Origin of the sequence: Nocardia sp. NPDC050718, from assembly GCF_040654235.1 — a bacterium.
Taxonomy (GTDB): domain Bacteria; phylum Actinomycetota; class Actinomycetes; order Mycobacteriales; family Mycobacteriaceae; genus Nocardia.
The window spans coordinates 296,159-311,183 of the sequence record NZ_JBFAHQ010000003.1 but is presented as its reverse complement, the minus strand read 5'-3'; the positions used below and the strand labels follow the sequence as shown (position 1 = coordinate 311,183).

At 71.4% G+C, this 15,025-nt stretch carries 11 protein-coding genes; 5 read left to right on the top strand and 6 right to left on the bottom strand.

Annotated elements, in window-relative coordinates:
• The first annotated feature begins 287 nt into the window (after window positions 1-287).
• A complete protein-coding gene (locus tag AB0H54_RS15775) occupies window positions 288-1,184 on the top strand; it encodes a LysR substrate-binding domain-containing protein (RefSeq protein WP_355280830.1) in 897 nt (298 codons plus the stop codon).
• Here the strand turns inward: AB0H54_RS15775 and AB0H54_RS15770 are convergent.
• Entirely contained in the window at window positions 1,181-2,530 is a 1,350-nt protein-coding gene (locus tag AB0H54_RS15770; protein ID WP_357346130.1) for an amidase family protein, read from the bottom strand. The genes AB0H54_RS15775 and AB0H54_RS15770 overlap by 4 nt on opposite strands.
• 225 nt (window positions 2,531-2,755) lie before the next feature.
• On the opposite strand from AB0H54_RS15770, the gene AB0H54_RS15765 reads away from it, so the two are divergent.
• Genes AB0H54_RS15765 through AB0H54_RS15755 form a run of 3 tightly spaced genes read left to right on the top strand, consistent with a single transcriptional unit; the run spans window position 2,756 to window position 9,035 of the window.
• A complete protein-coding gene (locus AB0H54_RS15765; RefSeq protein ID WP_357346128.1) occupies window positions 2,756-5,161 on the top strand; it encodes a serine/threonine-protein kinase in 2,406 nt (801 codons plus the stop codon).
• A gap of 45 nt (window positions 5,162-5,206) precedes the next feature.
• On the top strand, window positions 5,207-7,105 hold the full coding sequence (locus tag AB0H54_RS15760) for a serine/threonine-protein kinase (protein ID WP_357346126.1): 1,899 nt from the start codon (window positions 5,207-5,209) through the stop codon (window positions 7,103-7,105).
• A 31-nt stretch (window positions 7,106-7,136) separates the two neighbouring features.
• Window positions 7,137-9,035: a serine/threonine-protein kinase gene (locus tag AB0H54_RS15755; protein WP_357346124.1), complete on the top strand. Its 1,899-nt coding sequence runs from the start codon at window positions 7,137-7,139 to the stop codon at window positions 9,033-9,035.
• Here the strand turns inward: AB0H54_RS15755 and AB0H54_RS15750 are convergent.
• Window positions 9,023-9,853 (bottom strand): SDR family NAD(P)-dependent oxidoreductase, encoded by an 831-nt coding sequence (locus tag AB0H54_RS15750; protein WP_357346123.1) that lies wholly within the window; start codon window positions 9,851-9,853, stop codon window positions 9,023-9,025. The two genes, AB0H54_RS15755 and AB0H54_RS15750, sit on opposite strands and share 13 nt — an antisense overlap.
• A gap of 120 nt (window positions 9,854-9,973) precedes the next feature.
• Here AB0H54_RS15750 and AB0H54_RS15745 point away from each other — a divergent pair, with 120 nt between their 5' ends.
• Window positions 9,974-10,573, top strand: a complete 600-nt coding sequence (locus AB0H54_RS15745) for a TetR/AcrR family transcriptional regulator (RefSeq protein WP_355280841.1) — start codon at window positions 9,974-9,976, stop codon at window positions 10,571-10,573.
• Here AB0H54_RS15745 and hpt read toward each other — a convergent pair.
• The 4 genes from hpt to dacB all read right to left on the bottom strand — a co-directional run bounded on the left by hpt (window position 10,570) and on the right by dacB (window position 14,905).
• On the bottom strand, window positions 10,570-11,121 hold the full coding sequence (gene hpt / locus AB0H54_RS15740; protein ID WP_218720732.1) for a hypoxanthine phosphoribosyltransferase: 552 nt from the start codon (window positions 11,119-11,121) through the stop codon (window positions 10,570-10,572). The two genes, AB0H54_RS15745 and hpt, sit on opposite strands and share 4 nt — an antisense overlap.
• A gap of 48 nt (window positions 11,122-11,169) precedes the next feature.
• Entirely contained in the window at window positions 11,170-12,240 is a 1,071-nt protein-coding gene (tilS, locus tag AB0H54_RS15735; protein WP_357346120.1) for a tRNA lysidine(34) synthetase TilS, read from the bottom strand.
• Between the two features lie 61 nt (window positions 12,241-12,301).
• Window positions 12,302-13,366, bottom strand: a complete 1,065-nt coding sequence (locus tag AB0H54_RS15730) for a zinc-dependent metalloprotease (RefSeq protein ID WP_357346118.1) — start codon at window positions 13,364-13,366, stop codon at window positions 12,302-12,304.
• Between the two features lie 12 nt (window positions 13,367-13,378).
• Entirely contained in the window at window positions 13,379-14,905 is a 1,527-nt protein-coding gene (dacB, locus tag AB0H54_RS15725; RefSeq protein ID WP_357346116.1) for a D-alanyl-D-alanine carboxypeptidase/D-alanyl-D-alanine-endopeptidase, read from the bottom strand.
• Between the last annotated feature and the right edge of the window lie 120 nt (window positions 14,906-15,025).

Below are 15,025 nucleotides of genomic sequence, written 5' to 3'. Positions count from 1 at the left end.
AGTGGTCAGCGGTCTGTTTCATCGCCCGACGGCCTCGCCGGGGCGCACGCCACATCGCGCCGAATCGTGTGAGCCCGGACGCATTTCCGCTGGTCAACCGCCCAGCAGTCACACATCCACCGGTCGCCGCCCGGTGCCTGTCCACAAATGACGCCTCAATGATGCAGCGCACCATGTCAGGCCATATGCTGTGCGATACCAACCTGGTGACTGTTTTGATCCACTTACGCGAACTTCCTTGCCCGTTTTGGCTGGAATTTCCCGACCGATTCTGATAGCAAGGTGCTATGGACCCGCATTTGCGCGATCTGCGGTATTTCGTCGCCGTCGCTGAGGAACTGCATTTCACCAACGCCGCCCAGCGGCTGCACATCGCTCAGCCGACGCTCTCACGCCAGATCCGCCAGCTCGAACGCCAGCTCGACGTGGTCCTGTTCGACCGCAACCAGCGCAGTGTCGCCCTGACCGTCGCCGGTAAGGAACTGCTCGAAGGCGCCCGCAAGATCCTGGAGCTGTGGGAGGTGACCAACGTCTCCCTGCAGGAAGCCGGTGAAGTGCTGCGCGTGGGCATCCAGTCCGCCCTCGGCCGCGGCCTGCTCAACGACCTGGAGAGCGCCAGCGGCCACCGCCTGGCCCTGCACGCCGCCTCCTGGAACGACCCGTCCAGCGGCCTGGCGGGTCGGCAGGCCGACCTGGCCCTGGTGTGGCTGCCGCTGCCCGACCCCAACCGCTACCGCTGGCAGGTGCTGCGCACCGAGCCGCGCTGGGTACTACTACCCGAGAACCACCCGCTCGCCGAGCAGGAGACGATCGAGTTCGCCGATCTGCTCGACGAGCCGTTCGTCGCCCTGCCGACCGAGGCGGGCGCGGTCCGTGACTTCTGGCTCGGCAACGACGCCCGCGGCGGCCGCGCGGCCAAGATCGGCGCCGAGGCGGCCACCCCCGAGGACAAGCTCGAGGCCGTGAGCCTGGGCCTGGGCGTGTGCCTGCTCGCCGAGAACAACGTCCCGATGTACCGCTGGCCCGGCCTGACCGCGCGTCCGGTCGCCGGCCTCACCCCGTGTGAGCTGGCGGTGGCGTGGCGCGCCGACGACACCCGGCCGACCATCCTGGAGTTCGCCGGTCGCGCCGTCGACGGTGGCTTCTCCGAACCCCAGCAGCAGCCGCAGCCGATCGCGGTCTAGTTCGACAGTTCCAGTTGGGCGGCGAGGCCGAGCAAGGTGGCCTCGCTCCCCGGCGGACCGGCCAGCTGCGCCGCGAGCGGGGTGTGCGCCTCGGGATGGGTGCCCATCGGCACCGACGCGGCGGGCCAGCCGACCAGATTCCAGATGCCGGTGAACGGCGCGTAGCGCGCCGAGGCCAGGACGTTCGAGGTCCAGCCCCGCCCGCTCCACTTCCTGGCCTTGGGCGGCGGCGCCGCGAGCGTGGGGGTGATCACCACGTCGAAGTTCTCGAAGAAGTCGACCAGCCGGGCCTCGGTCCGGTCGACCTGGTCCGGGCGCACCAGCCGCAACCGCCGGATCAGCCTGCCCAGCGCCAGGTGCCGCTTGGTGCGGCGCTGCAACAGCTCGGGGTGCGGTAGCCGGGCCGCGTCGGCCAGGCCAGCGCTCGGCCAGCGCAGCAGCATCAGCAGCGCCACGTCGCCATAGGGAAGTTCGACCGGTTCCACCAGGTGACCGGCCGCCGCCGCGCGCGCACCCGCGGTACGCGCTGCCGCCGTCCAGTGTCGATCCACCCGGACCAGTCGCGACGGCGGAGCCACGGCAAGTCCGACGCGTAGTCGCTGTGGCGCGCGTAGCTCGGCCAGATCCGACCGATCCGCCAGCACCGACAGCGCCAGCGCCGCGTCCGACACGGTCGTCGCGAGCACGCCGTTCTCGGCCATGCCACCCCAGGAGTCGGCGCCGATCCCGGCGGGCACCACCTGTCGACCCGGCTTGATCCCGAAGACCCCGCACGCCGCGGCGGGCACCCGGATCGAACCGAGCCCGTCGTTGCCGTGCGCGATCGGCACCAGCCCGGCCGCGACCGCGGCGGCCGCCCCGCCCGAGGACCCACCGGCCGACCGGCCGACATCGCGCGGATTGCGGGTGACGGTGCCGTCCTCGTCGGTCGTCGCCCAGAGGCCGAGCTCGGGCATCGCGGTCACCCCGACCACGATCGCGCCGGCGGCCCGCAGCCGGGCCACCACCGGATGATCGGCGGCCGCGGGCTCGGCCGAGGTGGCGGCGGACCCCGTCCTGGTCGGCACGCCGGCGACCTCGATGTTCTGTTTCACCGCGACCGGCACCCCGGCCAGCGGCAGCTCGTCCAGCTCGTCGCGGGCGGTCAGCTCGCGCGCCTCGGCGCGCGCCTGTTCGGCGCGCACGACGGTGAACGCGTTGATCTTGCGATTCTCCGAGGAGATGCGGGTCAGTGCCTCGGTCACCACGTCGACGGGCGCGATCGTGCCCGCGCGTACCCGGGCGGCCAGCGCCGCCGCCGGGCCGCCGATGGGGTACTCGTCGGCGGGTGGGTGGGAAGAGTTCATCGCCACCTCAGCGTCCGTCACGCCGTCGTCGTCGACGGACTCCCATGCTACCGCTGTGAGGTCATCGTGCATGTGCGGATTCGCCCCCGTCGCATGGTCGTCGAAATTCGGGTGATCTGCTCTCGAGGCGCAAAGTATCATTCGGGTACGGCTCGGGGGCCGATGGTGTCGGGTGTGGCGGAAGGAATTTCGGTCACGCTCCACGCGAACCTTAGGTCGGTTTGGATGAGCGATAACACCGGAAGCGGTGACGGACCCGACACGAGCGCCGGTCCGGGTACAAACGTGCGCGCGAGCATGGTCGACGCGTTCGCCGAAGCCTGGGGAGCCACCGGTCAGCCGCCTGATATGTCCGAGTTCCTGCCCGATGCGCAGACCCTGCGCAGGCAGGCGCTGCACGAGCTGATCCGCGTCGATCTGCGGCACCGGTGGCTGCAGCACGCGGGCGAGACCGTCGCCCGCAAGCGCCTGGCCGACTACTGCGCGGAGTTCCCCGAACTCGCGCGCACCACGCTGCCCGCCGGGCTGGTGTTCGAGGAATTCGTCATCCGCAGGCACAGCGGCGAGCGCGTCGACCCCCGCGACTGCCTGCGCGAATACCCGGATCAGGCGGCGAGCCTGCGCGGTCTGCTCAACACCGACGAGCTCGAACAGAGCACCCACCGCACCGACGATCCCGACCCAACGGTGAACCAACCGCCCGCGTCACGTCGTACTACCCAGGTGACCACGCCCGAGCTCGACCTCACCGCGACAGCGACCGCTGCGGCAACCGCCGCGGCGACCGCCGACGCGTCCGGGCCCGGCGCGTTCGCACCGCTGGACCGGATCGAGATCGGTCAGCGGATCGGCGATTTCGAGCTGCTGACCGGGCTCGGGTCCGGCGCGTTCGCGCGGGTCTTCCTGGCTCGGCAGACCTCGATGCAGCGGCTGGTCGCGGTGAAGATCTCCGCCGACCGCGGCACCGAGCCGCAGACCCTGGCCCAGCTCGACCACGACTACATCGTGCGCGTGTTCGACCAGCAGCTGCTCGACACCGACGCGACGCCGTCCGCGGCCCGCCGCCTGCGCCTGCTCTACATGCAGTTCCTGCCCGGCGGCACCCTGCTCGGCCTGCTGCGCTGGGTCCGCGCGACGCCGCCCGAGGAGCGCAGCGGCAAACTGCTGCTCGACGCCGTGGACGCGGCGATGGAGGAGAAGGGCGAGATCCGCCCGACCGACTCGAGCGTGCGCGCCGAACTGGCCGAGCTGAGCTGGCCGGAGACCGTGGCCTGGCTGGGCAGGCGCCTCGCCGAGGCACTCGACTACGCGGCCGCGCACGGCGTGCTGCACCGCGACGTCAAGCCCGCCAACGTCCTGCTGACCGCCGAGGGCGTACCCAAGCTGGCCGACTTCAACATCAGCTTCAGCCGCACCGTCGCCGGTACCAGCCCGGTCTCGTACTTCGGCGGCTCGCTGTCGTACATGTCGCCCGAGCAGCTGGAGGCCTGCCATCCCGGGCTCGGCCGCAGCGCCGCCGACCTGGACACCCGCGCCGACATCTACTCCCTCGGCGTGGTCCTGTGGGAACTGCTGACCGGCGCGAAGCCCTTCGACGACAGCACCGCCGAGGCGGCGGGCGGCGGCGACGAGACCACCCTCGAGGCCATGCTGGAACGCCGCACCGGCGGTGTCGACCAGGTCGCGCTGGACCGGGTACCCGCGAACTGCCCGGCCGCCCTGCGCCGGGTCCTGCTGACCTGCCTGGAACCCGACCGCTCCCGGCGCTGGCCCGACGGCGCGGTGCTGGCCAAGCAGTTCGACCTGTGCCTCGACGAGCGCGCCCGCGATCTGGTCGACCCACCGCCCAACAGCTGGCGGATGGTGCTGCGCAGGCTGCCGCTGCTGGTGATGGTGATCGCCATCGGCATCCCGAACGCCCTCGCCTCCTGGTACAACATCGTGCACAACCAGACGCTGGTGGTGAGCAGGCTCAGCGAGTCGGCGCAGCAATCGTTCGTGGTGATCACCGCCGGGGTGAACCTCGTGTTCTTCCCGGCAGGCACCGTCCTGCTCATCTACCTGGCCCGGTTCGTGCTCTCGGTGCCACGGGGCATGCGCCACGGCAAACGCTACGACCCGGCGACGCTGCGCCGCACCAGACACGACACCCTGCGCCTCGGCGACCGCTCGGTGATCGTCGCGTTCTCGCTGTGGGCGCTGTCGGGGGTCACCTTCCCGATCGCCCTGCAGCTGGCCTCCGGCGACGTTCCCGCGCACGCGGTCGTCCACTTCCTTGCCTCGCTACTGGTCTGCGGCGCGATCGCGGTCGCCTACCCGTTCTTCCTGGTCACCTTCTACATGGTCCGCTGCATCTACCCGATCTTCCTGCGGCACGGTGAGATCAGCACCGACGACGCCGTCTGGCTGCGCGCGCTCAGCCGCCGCAGCACCTGGTACCTGGCGGTGGCCGCGTCGATCCCGCTGCTCGCGGTGGCCGGGGTGACCTTCCTGCCGCCCACCGACATCCCGCAGGTGATCGTCGCCGTCCGGGTCCTGTGCGTCGGCGGCATCGTCGCCTTCGTCGGCTCCTACCTGCTGTTCCGTCAGCTCGAGGCCGACCTGGCCGCCCTGGAGCGGGTCGTCAGCTGACCGGTGCGATGAACCCGGAGGCCGGGCGCGGCCGTACCACCTGAGGTGAGCTCGACACGCACGACCGAGGCGACCCGGCCCGCGCCCGAGACCGCGTATCCGGCCGACCGGCGTGGCCTCGACCGGATCGAGGTCGGCGCGCGGATCGGCGATTTCGAGCTGCTCACCGAACTCGGCACCGGCGCCTTCGCCCGGGTCTTCCTGGCCCGGCAGCGCTCGATGCAGCGACTGGTCGCGGTGAAGGTCTCCGCCGACAGCGGCAGCGAGCCGCAGACCCTGGCCCAGCTCGACCACGACTACATCGTGCGCGTCTTCGACCAGCAGATACTCGACGGCTCACCCCGGCTGCGCATGCTCTACATGCAGTTCCTGCCCGGCGGCACCCTGCTCGACGTGCTGCGCTGGGTCCGCGCCACCCCACCGGCCGAGCGCACCAGCAGGCTGCTGCTCGACGCCGTCGACGCGGCCATGAAGGAGAAGGGCGAGATCCGCCCGACCGACTCGGCCGTGCGCGCCGAGCTCGCCGGGCTGAGCTGGCCGGAGACGGTGGCCTGGCTGGGCAGCAGGCTGGCCTCGGCCTTGCACCACGCGGCGGGCAACGGCGTGCTGCACCGCGACGTCAAACCGGCCAATGTCCTGCTGACCGCCGAGGGCGTGCCCAAGCTGGCCGACTTCAACATCAGCTTCAGCCGCGCGACCGACACCAGCCCGGTGTCCTATTTCGGCGGCTCGCTGGCCTACATGTCCCCGGAGCAGCTGGAGGCCTGTCATCCGGGCTACGAGCGCACCGCCGCCGACCTCGACACCCGCGCCGACATCTACTCCCTCGGCGTGCTCCTGTGGGAACTGCTCACCGGCGCGAAACCCTTCGACGACACCACCGTCCCCGACGACGACCTGCACCCGGAGATCGCCCTGGTCGCCGCCCTGGAACGCCGCGCCGCGGGCGCCACCGCGACGGCCGTCGACCAGGTGCCCGCCGACTGCCCCGCCGCGCTGCGCCGCATCCTGCTGACCTGCCTGGCCCCCGACCGCGCCGACCGGTGGGCCGACGGCGCGATCCTGGCCGCGCAGTTCGACCTGTGCCTTGACCCGCACGCCCGCGACCTCGTCGACCCGCCACCGAACAGCTGGCGCATCCGCCTGCGGCCGTATCTGTTTCCCATCCTGGCGCTCTCGATCGCGATCCCGAACGTGCTGGCCGCCTACTACCAGCGGCAACTGAACACCGCGCTGCTGCACAGCAGGCTCGACCCCGGCACGCGCGCCACCCAGCGCGAGGTCTCCGACCTCACCAATCTGCTCTTCTTCTCCGCCGGCGGCGCCACCCTGATCTACCTGGGCAGGCGGCTGCTGACCATCCCGCATCGGCTCCGCGCGGGCCGGCGCTGTTCACCCCGTTCCCTCGAGCGGGCCAGACAGGACTGTCTGCGGCTCGGGCATCTGGCTGTCGCGGTGGTGTTCGTGCTGTGGGTCGTCGCGGGGGTGATCTACGCGATCACCATCGGGGTCGCGGACGGCGTGCTGCCGGTCCGCACGGTCGTGCACCTGCTGCTGGTGTCCGCGATCTGCGCCGCCGTCGCCATGACGTACCCGTTCTTCCTGATCACCCTGTATTTGCTGCGCTGCGTCTATCCGATGTTCCTGCACCACGGCCAGGACTTCCGCGGCGATGGCGCCTCGCTCATCGCGCTGGCCGCCTGGTGCCGCCGGTACCTGGTGGTCGCGGCGTCGATTCCGCTGCTGGTCGTCGCCAGCGCGACCTTCCTGCCGGTCCCGGACCTGCTGACCACGCTCACGCCGCTACGCACCATCTGTGTGGGCGGGCTGATCGGTTTCGTCGGCTCCTATGTGCTGTTCCGGATCATCGAATCCGATATCCGAGCGCTACTGCGAGTGACCGGGTCCGGCTATCCGCGCGCGGGTCCGCCGACATCGCGATGAACCACCCGGCGCTCGCGCCCGTACCCCCGGCGTGAGCTCCACACGCACCGCCGAGGCGACCAGGCCCGCACTCGACCGCACCGGCGCGGCGCATCCGACCGATCGGCGTGGACTCGACCGGATCGCGGTCGGTACCAGGATCGGTGACTTCGAGCTGCTCACCGAACTCGGCGCGGGCGCGTTCGCGCGGGTCTTCCTGGCTCGGCAGCGCTCGATGCAGCGGCTGGTCGCGGTGAAGATCTCCGCCGACAGCGGCAGCGAGCCGCAGACCCTGGCCCAGCTCGACCACGACTACATCGTGCGTGTCTTCGATCAGCAGGTGCTCGACACGCCCGCCGACGGCTCCCCGCGATTGCGGCTGCTCTACATGCAGTTCCTGCCCGGTGGCACCCTGCTCGGCGTACTGCGCTGGGTTCGCGCGACTCCGCCCGCCGAGCGCACCAGCGCGCTCCTGCTCGACGCCGTCGATGCCGCGATGGAGGAGAAGGGCGAGATCCGCCCGACCGACTCGGCCGTGCGCGCGCAGCTGGCCCGGCTCAGCTGGCCGGAGACCGTCGCGTGGCTCGGCAGCAGGCTCGCCGCCGCCCTGCACCACGCGGCGGGCAACGGTGTGCTGCACCGCGACGTCAAACCGGCCAACGTCCTGCTCACCGCCGAGGGCGTACCCAAGCTGGCCGACTTCAACATCAGCTTCAGCCGCGCGACCGACACCAATCCCGTCTCGTACTTCGGCGGCTCGCTGTCGTACATGTCGCCCGAGCAGCTCGAAGCCTGCCACCCCGGCTACGAGCGCACCGCCGCCGACCTCGACACCCGCGCCGACATCTACTCCCTCGGCGTCCTGCTCTGGGAACTGCTCACCGGCGCGAAACCCTTCGACGACACCACCGTCCCCCTCGACGAACTGCGCCCGGAGATCGCCCTCGACGCGGCCCTGGAACGCCGCGACGAAGGCGTCACCGCCGCCGCGCTCGCCCAGCTGCCCGCCGACTGCCCGGCCGCGCTGCGCCGGGTCCTGCTGGCCTGCCTGGCCGCCGACCGCGCGGACCGCTGGCCCGACGCCGGTGTCCTCGCCGCGCAGTTCGATCTCTGCCTGGACCCGCACGCCCGCGATCTGGTCGACCCGCCACCGAACAGCTGGCGCATCCGGCTGCGGCCGTACCTGTTCGCGATCCTGGCGCTGTCGATCACGATCCCCAATCTGCTGGCCGCGATCTACAACGCCCAGCTGAACACGGCGCTGATCGTCGACCGGCTCGACCCGGCCACCAGGGAAACCCTGCTGGCGGTCGCGGGCGTGACGAACGTGCTCTTCTTCTCCGCGGGCGCCGCGACCCTGATCTACCTGGCCCGGCGGCTGCTGATCGTGCCCCGGCGGCTCCGCGCGGGCCTGCGCTGCTCACCCGGTGCGCTCGATCGCGCCCGCCGCGACTCGCTGCGGTTCGGCAACCAGGCCGTGGTGGTGGCCGTCGTGCTGTGGCTGTCGGCGGCCGTCGTCTTCGCCGCCACGATCGCGCTGGCGGGCAGCCTGACGCTGCGCACGGCGGTGCACTTCCTCATCGCGGCGGCGATCAGCGCGGCGATCGCGACGACCTACCCGTTCTTCCTGATCACGCTCTACCTCACGCGCTGTGTCTATCCGCTGTTCGTGCACCACGGACAGGACTTCCGCGCCGACGGCGCTGCGCTGACGGGCCTGGTCACGCGGTGTCACCGCTATCTGATGACGGCCGCGTCGATTCCGCTGCTCGCCATCGTGAGCGCGACCTTCCTGCCCATCCCGGACCTGCTGACGACCACCACCCCGCTCCGCGCGATCTGCGTGGGCGGGGCGCTGGGTTTCGCCGGTTCCTACGCGCTGTTCCGCGTCATCGAGGGCGATACCCGCGCCCTGCTGCGGGTGGTCGGCACCCGGCCTCAGCCCGCCTGACGGCTGAGGTCCTCCCACTTCGCGAGCTCCGCGGTGCGGGCCGCGCCGAGGTCGGCGACCATGTCGAAGGCCGCGTCGCCCAGGATGATCCGCTTCGGCGGCTCGGCCATGTCCACCAGGCGGACGACGACGGCGGCGGCCGAGGCCGGATCGGCGTCCTTCGACTCGCTCCACATCTCCTCGAGCCAGGCCCGCACCGGGGCGTAGGCCGGGTTCTGCTCGGTCATGGTGAGCCCGGTGGTGAACAGGCCGGTCTCGTAGCCGCCGGGCTGCACGATGGTGACGGCGATGCCGAACCGCTCCACCTCCATGGCCAGCGCCTCGGTCATCGCGTCGAGGGCGGCCTTGCCCGCGCTGTAGACGCCGGTGGCCGCGAAGCCGCCCGCCGACCCCATGGACGACACCTGGAGGATGTGCCCGGAGCCCTGCTCACGCAGCAGCGGCACCACCGCCTGGCTCACCCACAGCGCGCCGAAGAAGTTGACGTCCAGGTGGTCGCGGGCCTGCCGCTCGGTGAGTTCCTCGAGCATGCCGAGCACCACCCCGCCCGCGTTGTTGACGACGACGTCGAGCCGCCCGAACGCGTCGTACGCCCGCCGCACCCCGGCGAAGACCGCCGCGCGATCGGCGACGTCGAGCGCGAAGGTGACCAGCCGCCCGTCGGCGGCGGCGACGAGATCGTCGAGCGGAGTGACATCACGGGCGACGCCGACGACCCGATCACCGGCCGCGAGGGCGGCCTCGGCGAACGCCCGGCCGAGCCCCCGCGAGGCGCCGGTGATGAACCAGGTGCGGGCTTCGTTGTCTGCGCGGGTCATGTGCGTCTCCTTCTGGTGCGACGAGACGGTTCGTCTCGTTTGCTGAATACGAGGATGGGCCATGATCGATCGATTGTCAAGACGAAACGTCTCGTTTTATTTTCGGGCTAGACTCACCCCATGGCACGAACCCCGGACAGCGCCCGCCGCAGCGAACGGTCCCGATCGGCGATCCTGAACGCGACCCGGGAACTCGTCGGCGAGACCGCTTACGCGAAGCTGACCATCGAGGCCATCGCGGCGCGCGCCGGAGTCGGCAAGCAGACGATCTACCGGTGGTGGCCGTCCAAGGGCGCGGTGGTCTTCGACGCCCTGCTCGCGCAGAGCGAGGACCCCGACGGCGGCGGCATCGAACTGCCGGACACCGGCGACCTCGCGGCCGACCTCAAGACGGTGCTGCGCGCGACGGTCGCCGAATTCGCCGATCCCGCGTTCGACGCGCCGATCCGGGCGGTACTCACCGAGGTCATCAACGACCCGGCGCTGGCCGCGCTCTATCGCGAGAAGCTGGAACAGCCGGTGCACGCGGCCAAGGTCCGGCGGCTGGCCGCGGCACAGCGCGCGGGGCAGCTGCGGGCGGACGCCGACCTGGATCTGGTCGTCGACCTGCTCTACGGACCGATCACCCAGCGCTGGCTACCGCGCTCCGGCCCGCTGGACGCGGCCTTCGCCGACGCCCTGGTCGAGTCGGTGCTGCGTGCCTTCGGGCCGGCGGACTAGGAGTAGACCTTCGGGTCCAGCGTGCCGATGAACGGCAGGTCGCGGTAGCGCTCGGCGTAGTCGAGGCCGTAGCCGACGACGAACTCGTTCGGGATGTCGAAGCCCACGTGCGCGACGTCGACCGGGGTGCGCAGCGCGTCGGGCTTGCGCAGCAGGGTCACCACTTCCAGCGAGGCCGGGTTGCGAGTGGACAGGTTGCGCTTGAGCCAGGACAGGGTCAGGCCGGAGTCGATGATGTCCTCGACGATCAGCACATTGCGGCCCGCGATGTCTTTGTCCAGGTCCTTCATGATGCGCACGACGCCCGAGGACGAGGTGGACGAACCATAGGACGACACGGCCATGAACTCGAGCTGGGTGGGGATCGGCAGCGCCCTGGCGAAGTCGGTCATGAAGAAGATCGCGCCCTTGAGCACGCAGACCAGCAGGAGGTCGCCCTCGGGGGAATCCGGCGGGTATCGCTTGGCGACGATCTCGGCCAGCTCTTCGATCTTGGCTTTGATCTCGTCTTCGGTGATCAGCACCGATGCGATGTCGTCTCCGTACACGGAAGTGGGTTTCCCTTCAGTGGTGTCGATCCCGACCGGGCCGATCCATTATGTGGCATCGTTTCGCGGCTGCGCGCGTACCGTCAGCGTGCCATGCGCGCGCGTCACGACCAACCTGTGGTCCCTGCTGCCCCCGGCCACGGCCACCCCGCCCTGCCCGCGCCAGTTGCTCACGAGTTCGTCGATCGCCTGTAAATGTGCGTTCAGCACGCCGCCGATGCCCTGGTCGGCGAGCCAGGCCCGGATCGTCCGGCGACGCAGCGCCGGGGCGGCAGTGGCCAGGATCTCGATCGACAGCGCGGGTCGATCACTGTCGCCGGGGCCACTGCCGCGATTGCCGGTGGTACCAGCGGGCCGATCCGAGCCGCGTCGGCCGTCGTCGCGCACGGTGGCCGCGCGCAGCAGGTCGGCGGTGAGCACGTCGAGGACATCGCCGTCGGCGCGCAGCTGGTCGGCCGTGCGGGCCAGCGCCTGGGCGACGCCGCCACCGAGCACGTCCTCGAGCAGCGGCAGGACTTCGGTGCGCACCCGCACCCGGGTGTAGGCCGGATCGAGGTTGTGCGGGTCCTCCCACGGTTCGATTCCGAGATCGGCGCACAGCTGCCGCGTCTGCGCCCGCCGCACCGCCAGCAACGGCCGCCCCCACGGCTCGTTCCACGCCGCCATGCCCTGAATCGAACGCCCGCCCGACCCGCGTGCCAGCCCGAGCAAGACGGTCTCGGCCTGGTCGTCGAGGGTGTGCCCGAGCAGCACCGGCCGCTCCCCCCGCACCGATTCCAGCGCCGCGTACCTGGCCACCCGCGCCGCCGCCTCGACCCCGCCGTCGCGCCCGACCTCGACCGCGACTACCTCTACAGCCACACACCCCAGCGCCCTCGCCTGCTCGGCAGCCCGCCCGGCCACCTCCCCCGACCCGTCCTGCAACCGGTGATCCACGACGATCGCGGTCACGTCTCCAGCCTCGACGACAGCGGCCGCGACCAGCGCCAGCGAATCGGCGCCCCCGGAGAGCCCGACCACCACCGGCATCGGCCCACCGCGCGCCGCGACCCACTCCCGCACACCCCGCCGCACCGCCAGCACAGCGGGAGTCTCCGGAAGCCGCACCTGACCCGTCATCGAGCACCGCCGGCCGCCGACGAAACCCCAGCGGCACGCGCATCCCCGAGAGGCGGAACAGTCACAGCACGCGGGTGATCCAGCGGCCCGGATCATCCACCTCGTCGAGGCGGGGCAGGGTCTCCGCGTTCGTCCACACCGTGTTGAACTCCGTGACGCCCACCCGCTCCACCACGGCGTCGACGAACTTCTTCCCACGCACGTACTGCGCGACCTTCGCGTCGACCCCGAGCAGCGCGCGCAGCAACCGCTGCACGGGATTGGTCGGCTTCTTCCTGCGCTGGTCGAAGGCGCGCCGGATATCGGCGACCGTCGGGACGACGGCCGGTCCGACGGCGTCCATGACGTGGTCGGCGTGGCCTTCCAGCAGCGTGCCGAGCATGAGCAGCCGGTCCAGCGCCTCGCGCTGCGGCGGTGCCTGGGCGGCGCGCAGCAGGCCGACGACGCCGCGGCTGTTCGGGTCGTCGAGGGTGTCGCCGTCGCGGCGCGAGCGCACCTCGGCGAGCAACCGGCTCAGCATCTCGCTCATCGGCTCCTCGCCGACCTCGCTGAGGATGTCGACATTGGCGCGCATGTAGTCGGCCAGCCACGGGGCCGAGGAGAACTGCACCCGGTGGGTCACCTCGTGCAGGCAGACCCAGAGCCGGAAGTCGGACGGGTCGACCCCGAGCGCCCGCTCCACGCTGAGGATATTGGGCGCGACCAGCAGCAGCGTGCCGTCCTCGCCGGTGAACGGGTCGTACTGGCCCAGGATCGCGGTCGACAGGAACGCCAGCATGGTCCCGGCCTGCAAGCCCGCGGGCTTGCCGACGAGCTTGCCGGTCGTCGAGACGGCCTCGGTGCCGGTGAGCACGGCCATCGACTCGGCGGCGGCGCCGATCCAGCCGGGCCGGTCGACGATCCTGGCCTCGGGCACCGGCCGGTCGTCGAGCAGTCCGCTGACCTCACGCACCGGCCCTTCGGCCCGCACCGACGCGGTGGCCAGCTCGGCGACGACCTGTTCGGCGGTCTGCCGTGAGGTCCGCGGCCCGGCGGGCGCGAGCACGGCGCCCGTGCGGGCGGCGAGCCGCCAGTCCACCGCGCCGCTGAACCCGGAGGTCGTGCGCCCGGTCTTGTCGTCGGTCATCGCCACCCGCTCTCAGGAGCATCCGCAGTTGCGCAGGGTGCCCGCCACCGCGTCGAGGGCGGGCCTGCTGACCTCCGGCAACCGATCGTTGGACATCAGCGCGAAGGTCAGTACCCGGCCGTCCCGGTCGAGCACATATCCGACCAACGCGCTGGCGACACTCAGAGTTCCGGTCTTGGCCCGCACCCAGCCCGCGCCCTGGCGGTTCTGGGTGACGAAGCGCGGCGCCAGCGTCCCGGTGCCGCCCGCGACCGGCAGGTCGTCCAGCAGCGGCGCGAGAGCCGCTGCGCGCGGGTCGTTCTCGGGCCTGGCCTGGGTTCCGGCCGGTGCCACGGCCGCGTCGCCGGTGGGCTCGGCGGCGGTGGCGATGATGGAGTCGAGCAGCCGCGGCGGCACCCGGTCGTCGACGGACAGCCCGCTGTTGTCGGCCAGATGCAGTCCGGCGACGTCGAATCCGGCGCTGGTCAGCGCCCCGGTGGTGGCGGCGACGGCACCGGCGAAGGACGCCTCGTGCCCGGTCGCGACCGCCAGTTCCCGCCCGATCGTCTCGGCGAGCACGTTGTCGGAGTGGATCATCATGTCGTGCAGCCGGACTCGCAGCGGCGCCGATTCCACCTTCGCGATCTCGGCACCGTTCTGCGCGGCCGGGCCGACCCGCACTGCGGCCGGGTCGACGCCGAGTTCGGCGGCCAGCGCGCGCCCGGCGTCCAGGGCGGGCGTCGAGGTGCGCGGCGAGTAGTCGGCCGACGGATCGAAGCGGCCGCCGTCGAGCATGATCGGTTCGATCGGGGTGATCGAGCCCTCCGGGATGTCGACCGGGTCCCAGCCCGAGGCCATCGTCGGCCCGCGATAGGCGGAGGTGTCGACCACGATCGCGGTGACCTGCCTGCCCGTCGCCTTGATCCGCGCGGCCAGATCGGCGATCCGGGCCCCGTCGGTGTAGTAGCCGCCGTCGGCCCTGGTGGTCAGCGTCGGGTCGCCGCCGCCGACGAGCACCAGCTCGCCCGGCGCGCCGGCGAGGACCCTGGTCGCCACCCGCTGATCGTCGGGCAGCGTGAGCAACGCGGCCGCGACGAGCATGACCTTCGCGGTCGAGGACGGGATCATCGCCTTGGCCGGGTCCTGGCTCCACAGCACCGCACCGCTGGTCGGATCGCTCACCTGACCGGCGAAACTGCCCAGATCGGGGCTGCCGACGACCGGCGCGAGGGCGGCGGCGATCCCGGCGGGCGTCGGCGCGGGCGCGTCCGACCGGGCCGGGGTGACCTCGGCGATCGGCTGCTCGGTGGCCGGCGGCGGGGCCACGGTGAGCCCGCCGTGCCGGAACTCCGGGGTCCACGGTTTCGCGATCGCCGCGAACCCACCCGCGATCACCAGCAGCGCGACCACGACCGCGGACAGCCAGATCCACAGCGACGATCGACCACTCTTCGATCCCGGCTGCTCGGCGTTTCGATCGAGCGCCACGGTCGGCGCTTCGTTGCCATAGGGCGGATGACCCGTGCCGTAGGGCGGATGACCCGTTCCGCGCTGATCCATCAAGCCACCCGGCCGACCGGGATCTCGAACCTCGACATCAACGCCTCACCGATCCTCGACTGTTCCGCCCGACACGCCTCGACTGCGCGCTGAGCCGCCTGCCGCACCGGTGTACCAGCA

Bases quoted from the DNA above. Each gene is read 5' to 3' on its own strand.
- AB0H54_RS15765 (WP_357346128.1), top strand. From the start codon at position 2,756: ATGAGCGATAACACCGGAAGCGGTGACGGACCCGACACGAGCGCCGGT.
- tilS (WP_357346120.1), bottom strand. From the start codon at position 12,240: ATGACGGGTCAGGTGCGGCTTCCGGAGACTCCCGCTGTGCTGGCGGTG.
- AB0H54_RS15770 (WP_357346130.1), bottom strand. From the start codon at position 2,530: ATGAACTCTTCCCACCCACCCGCCGACGAGTACCCCATCGGCGGCCCG.
- dacB (WP_357346116.1), bottom strand. From the start codon at position 14,905: ATGGATCAGCGCGGAACGGGTCATCCGCCCTACGGCACGGGTCATCCG.
- AB0H54_RS15745 (WP_355280841.1), top strand. From the start codon at position 9,974: ATGGCACGAACCCCGGACAGCGCCCGCCGCAGCGAACGGTCCCGATCG.
- AB0H54_RS15775 (WP_355280830.1), top strand. From the start codon at position 288: ATGGACCCGCATTTGCGCGATCTGCGGTATTTCGTCGCCGTCGCTGAG.
- AB0H54_RS15750 (WP_357346123.1), bottom strand. From the start codon at position 9,853: ATGACCCGCGCAGACAACGAAGCCCGCACCTGGTTCATCACCGGCGCC.
- AB0H54_RS15730 (WP_357346118.1), bottom strand. From the start codon at position 13,366: ATGACCGACGACAAGACCGGGCGCACGACCTCCGGGTTCAGCGGCGCG.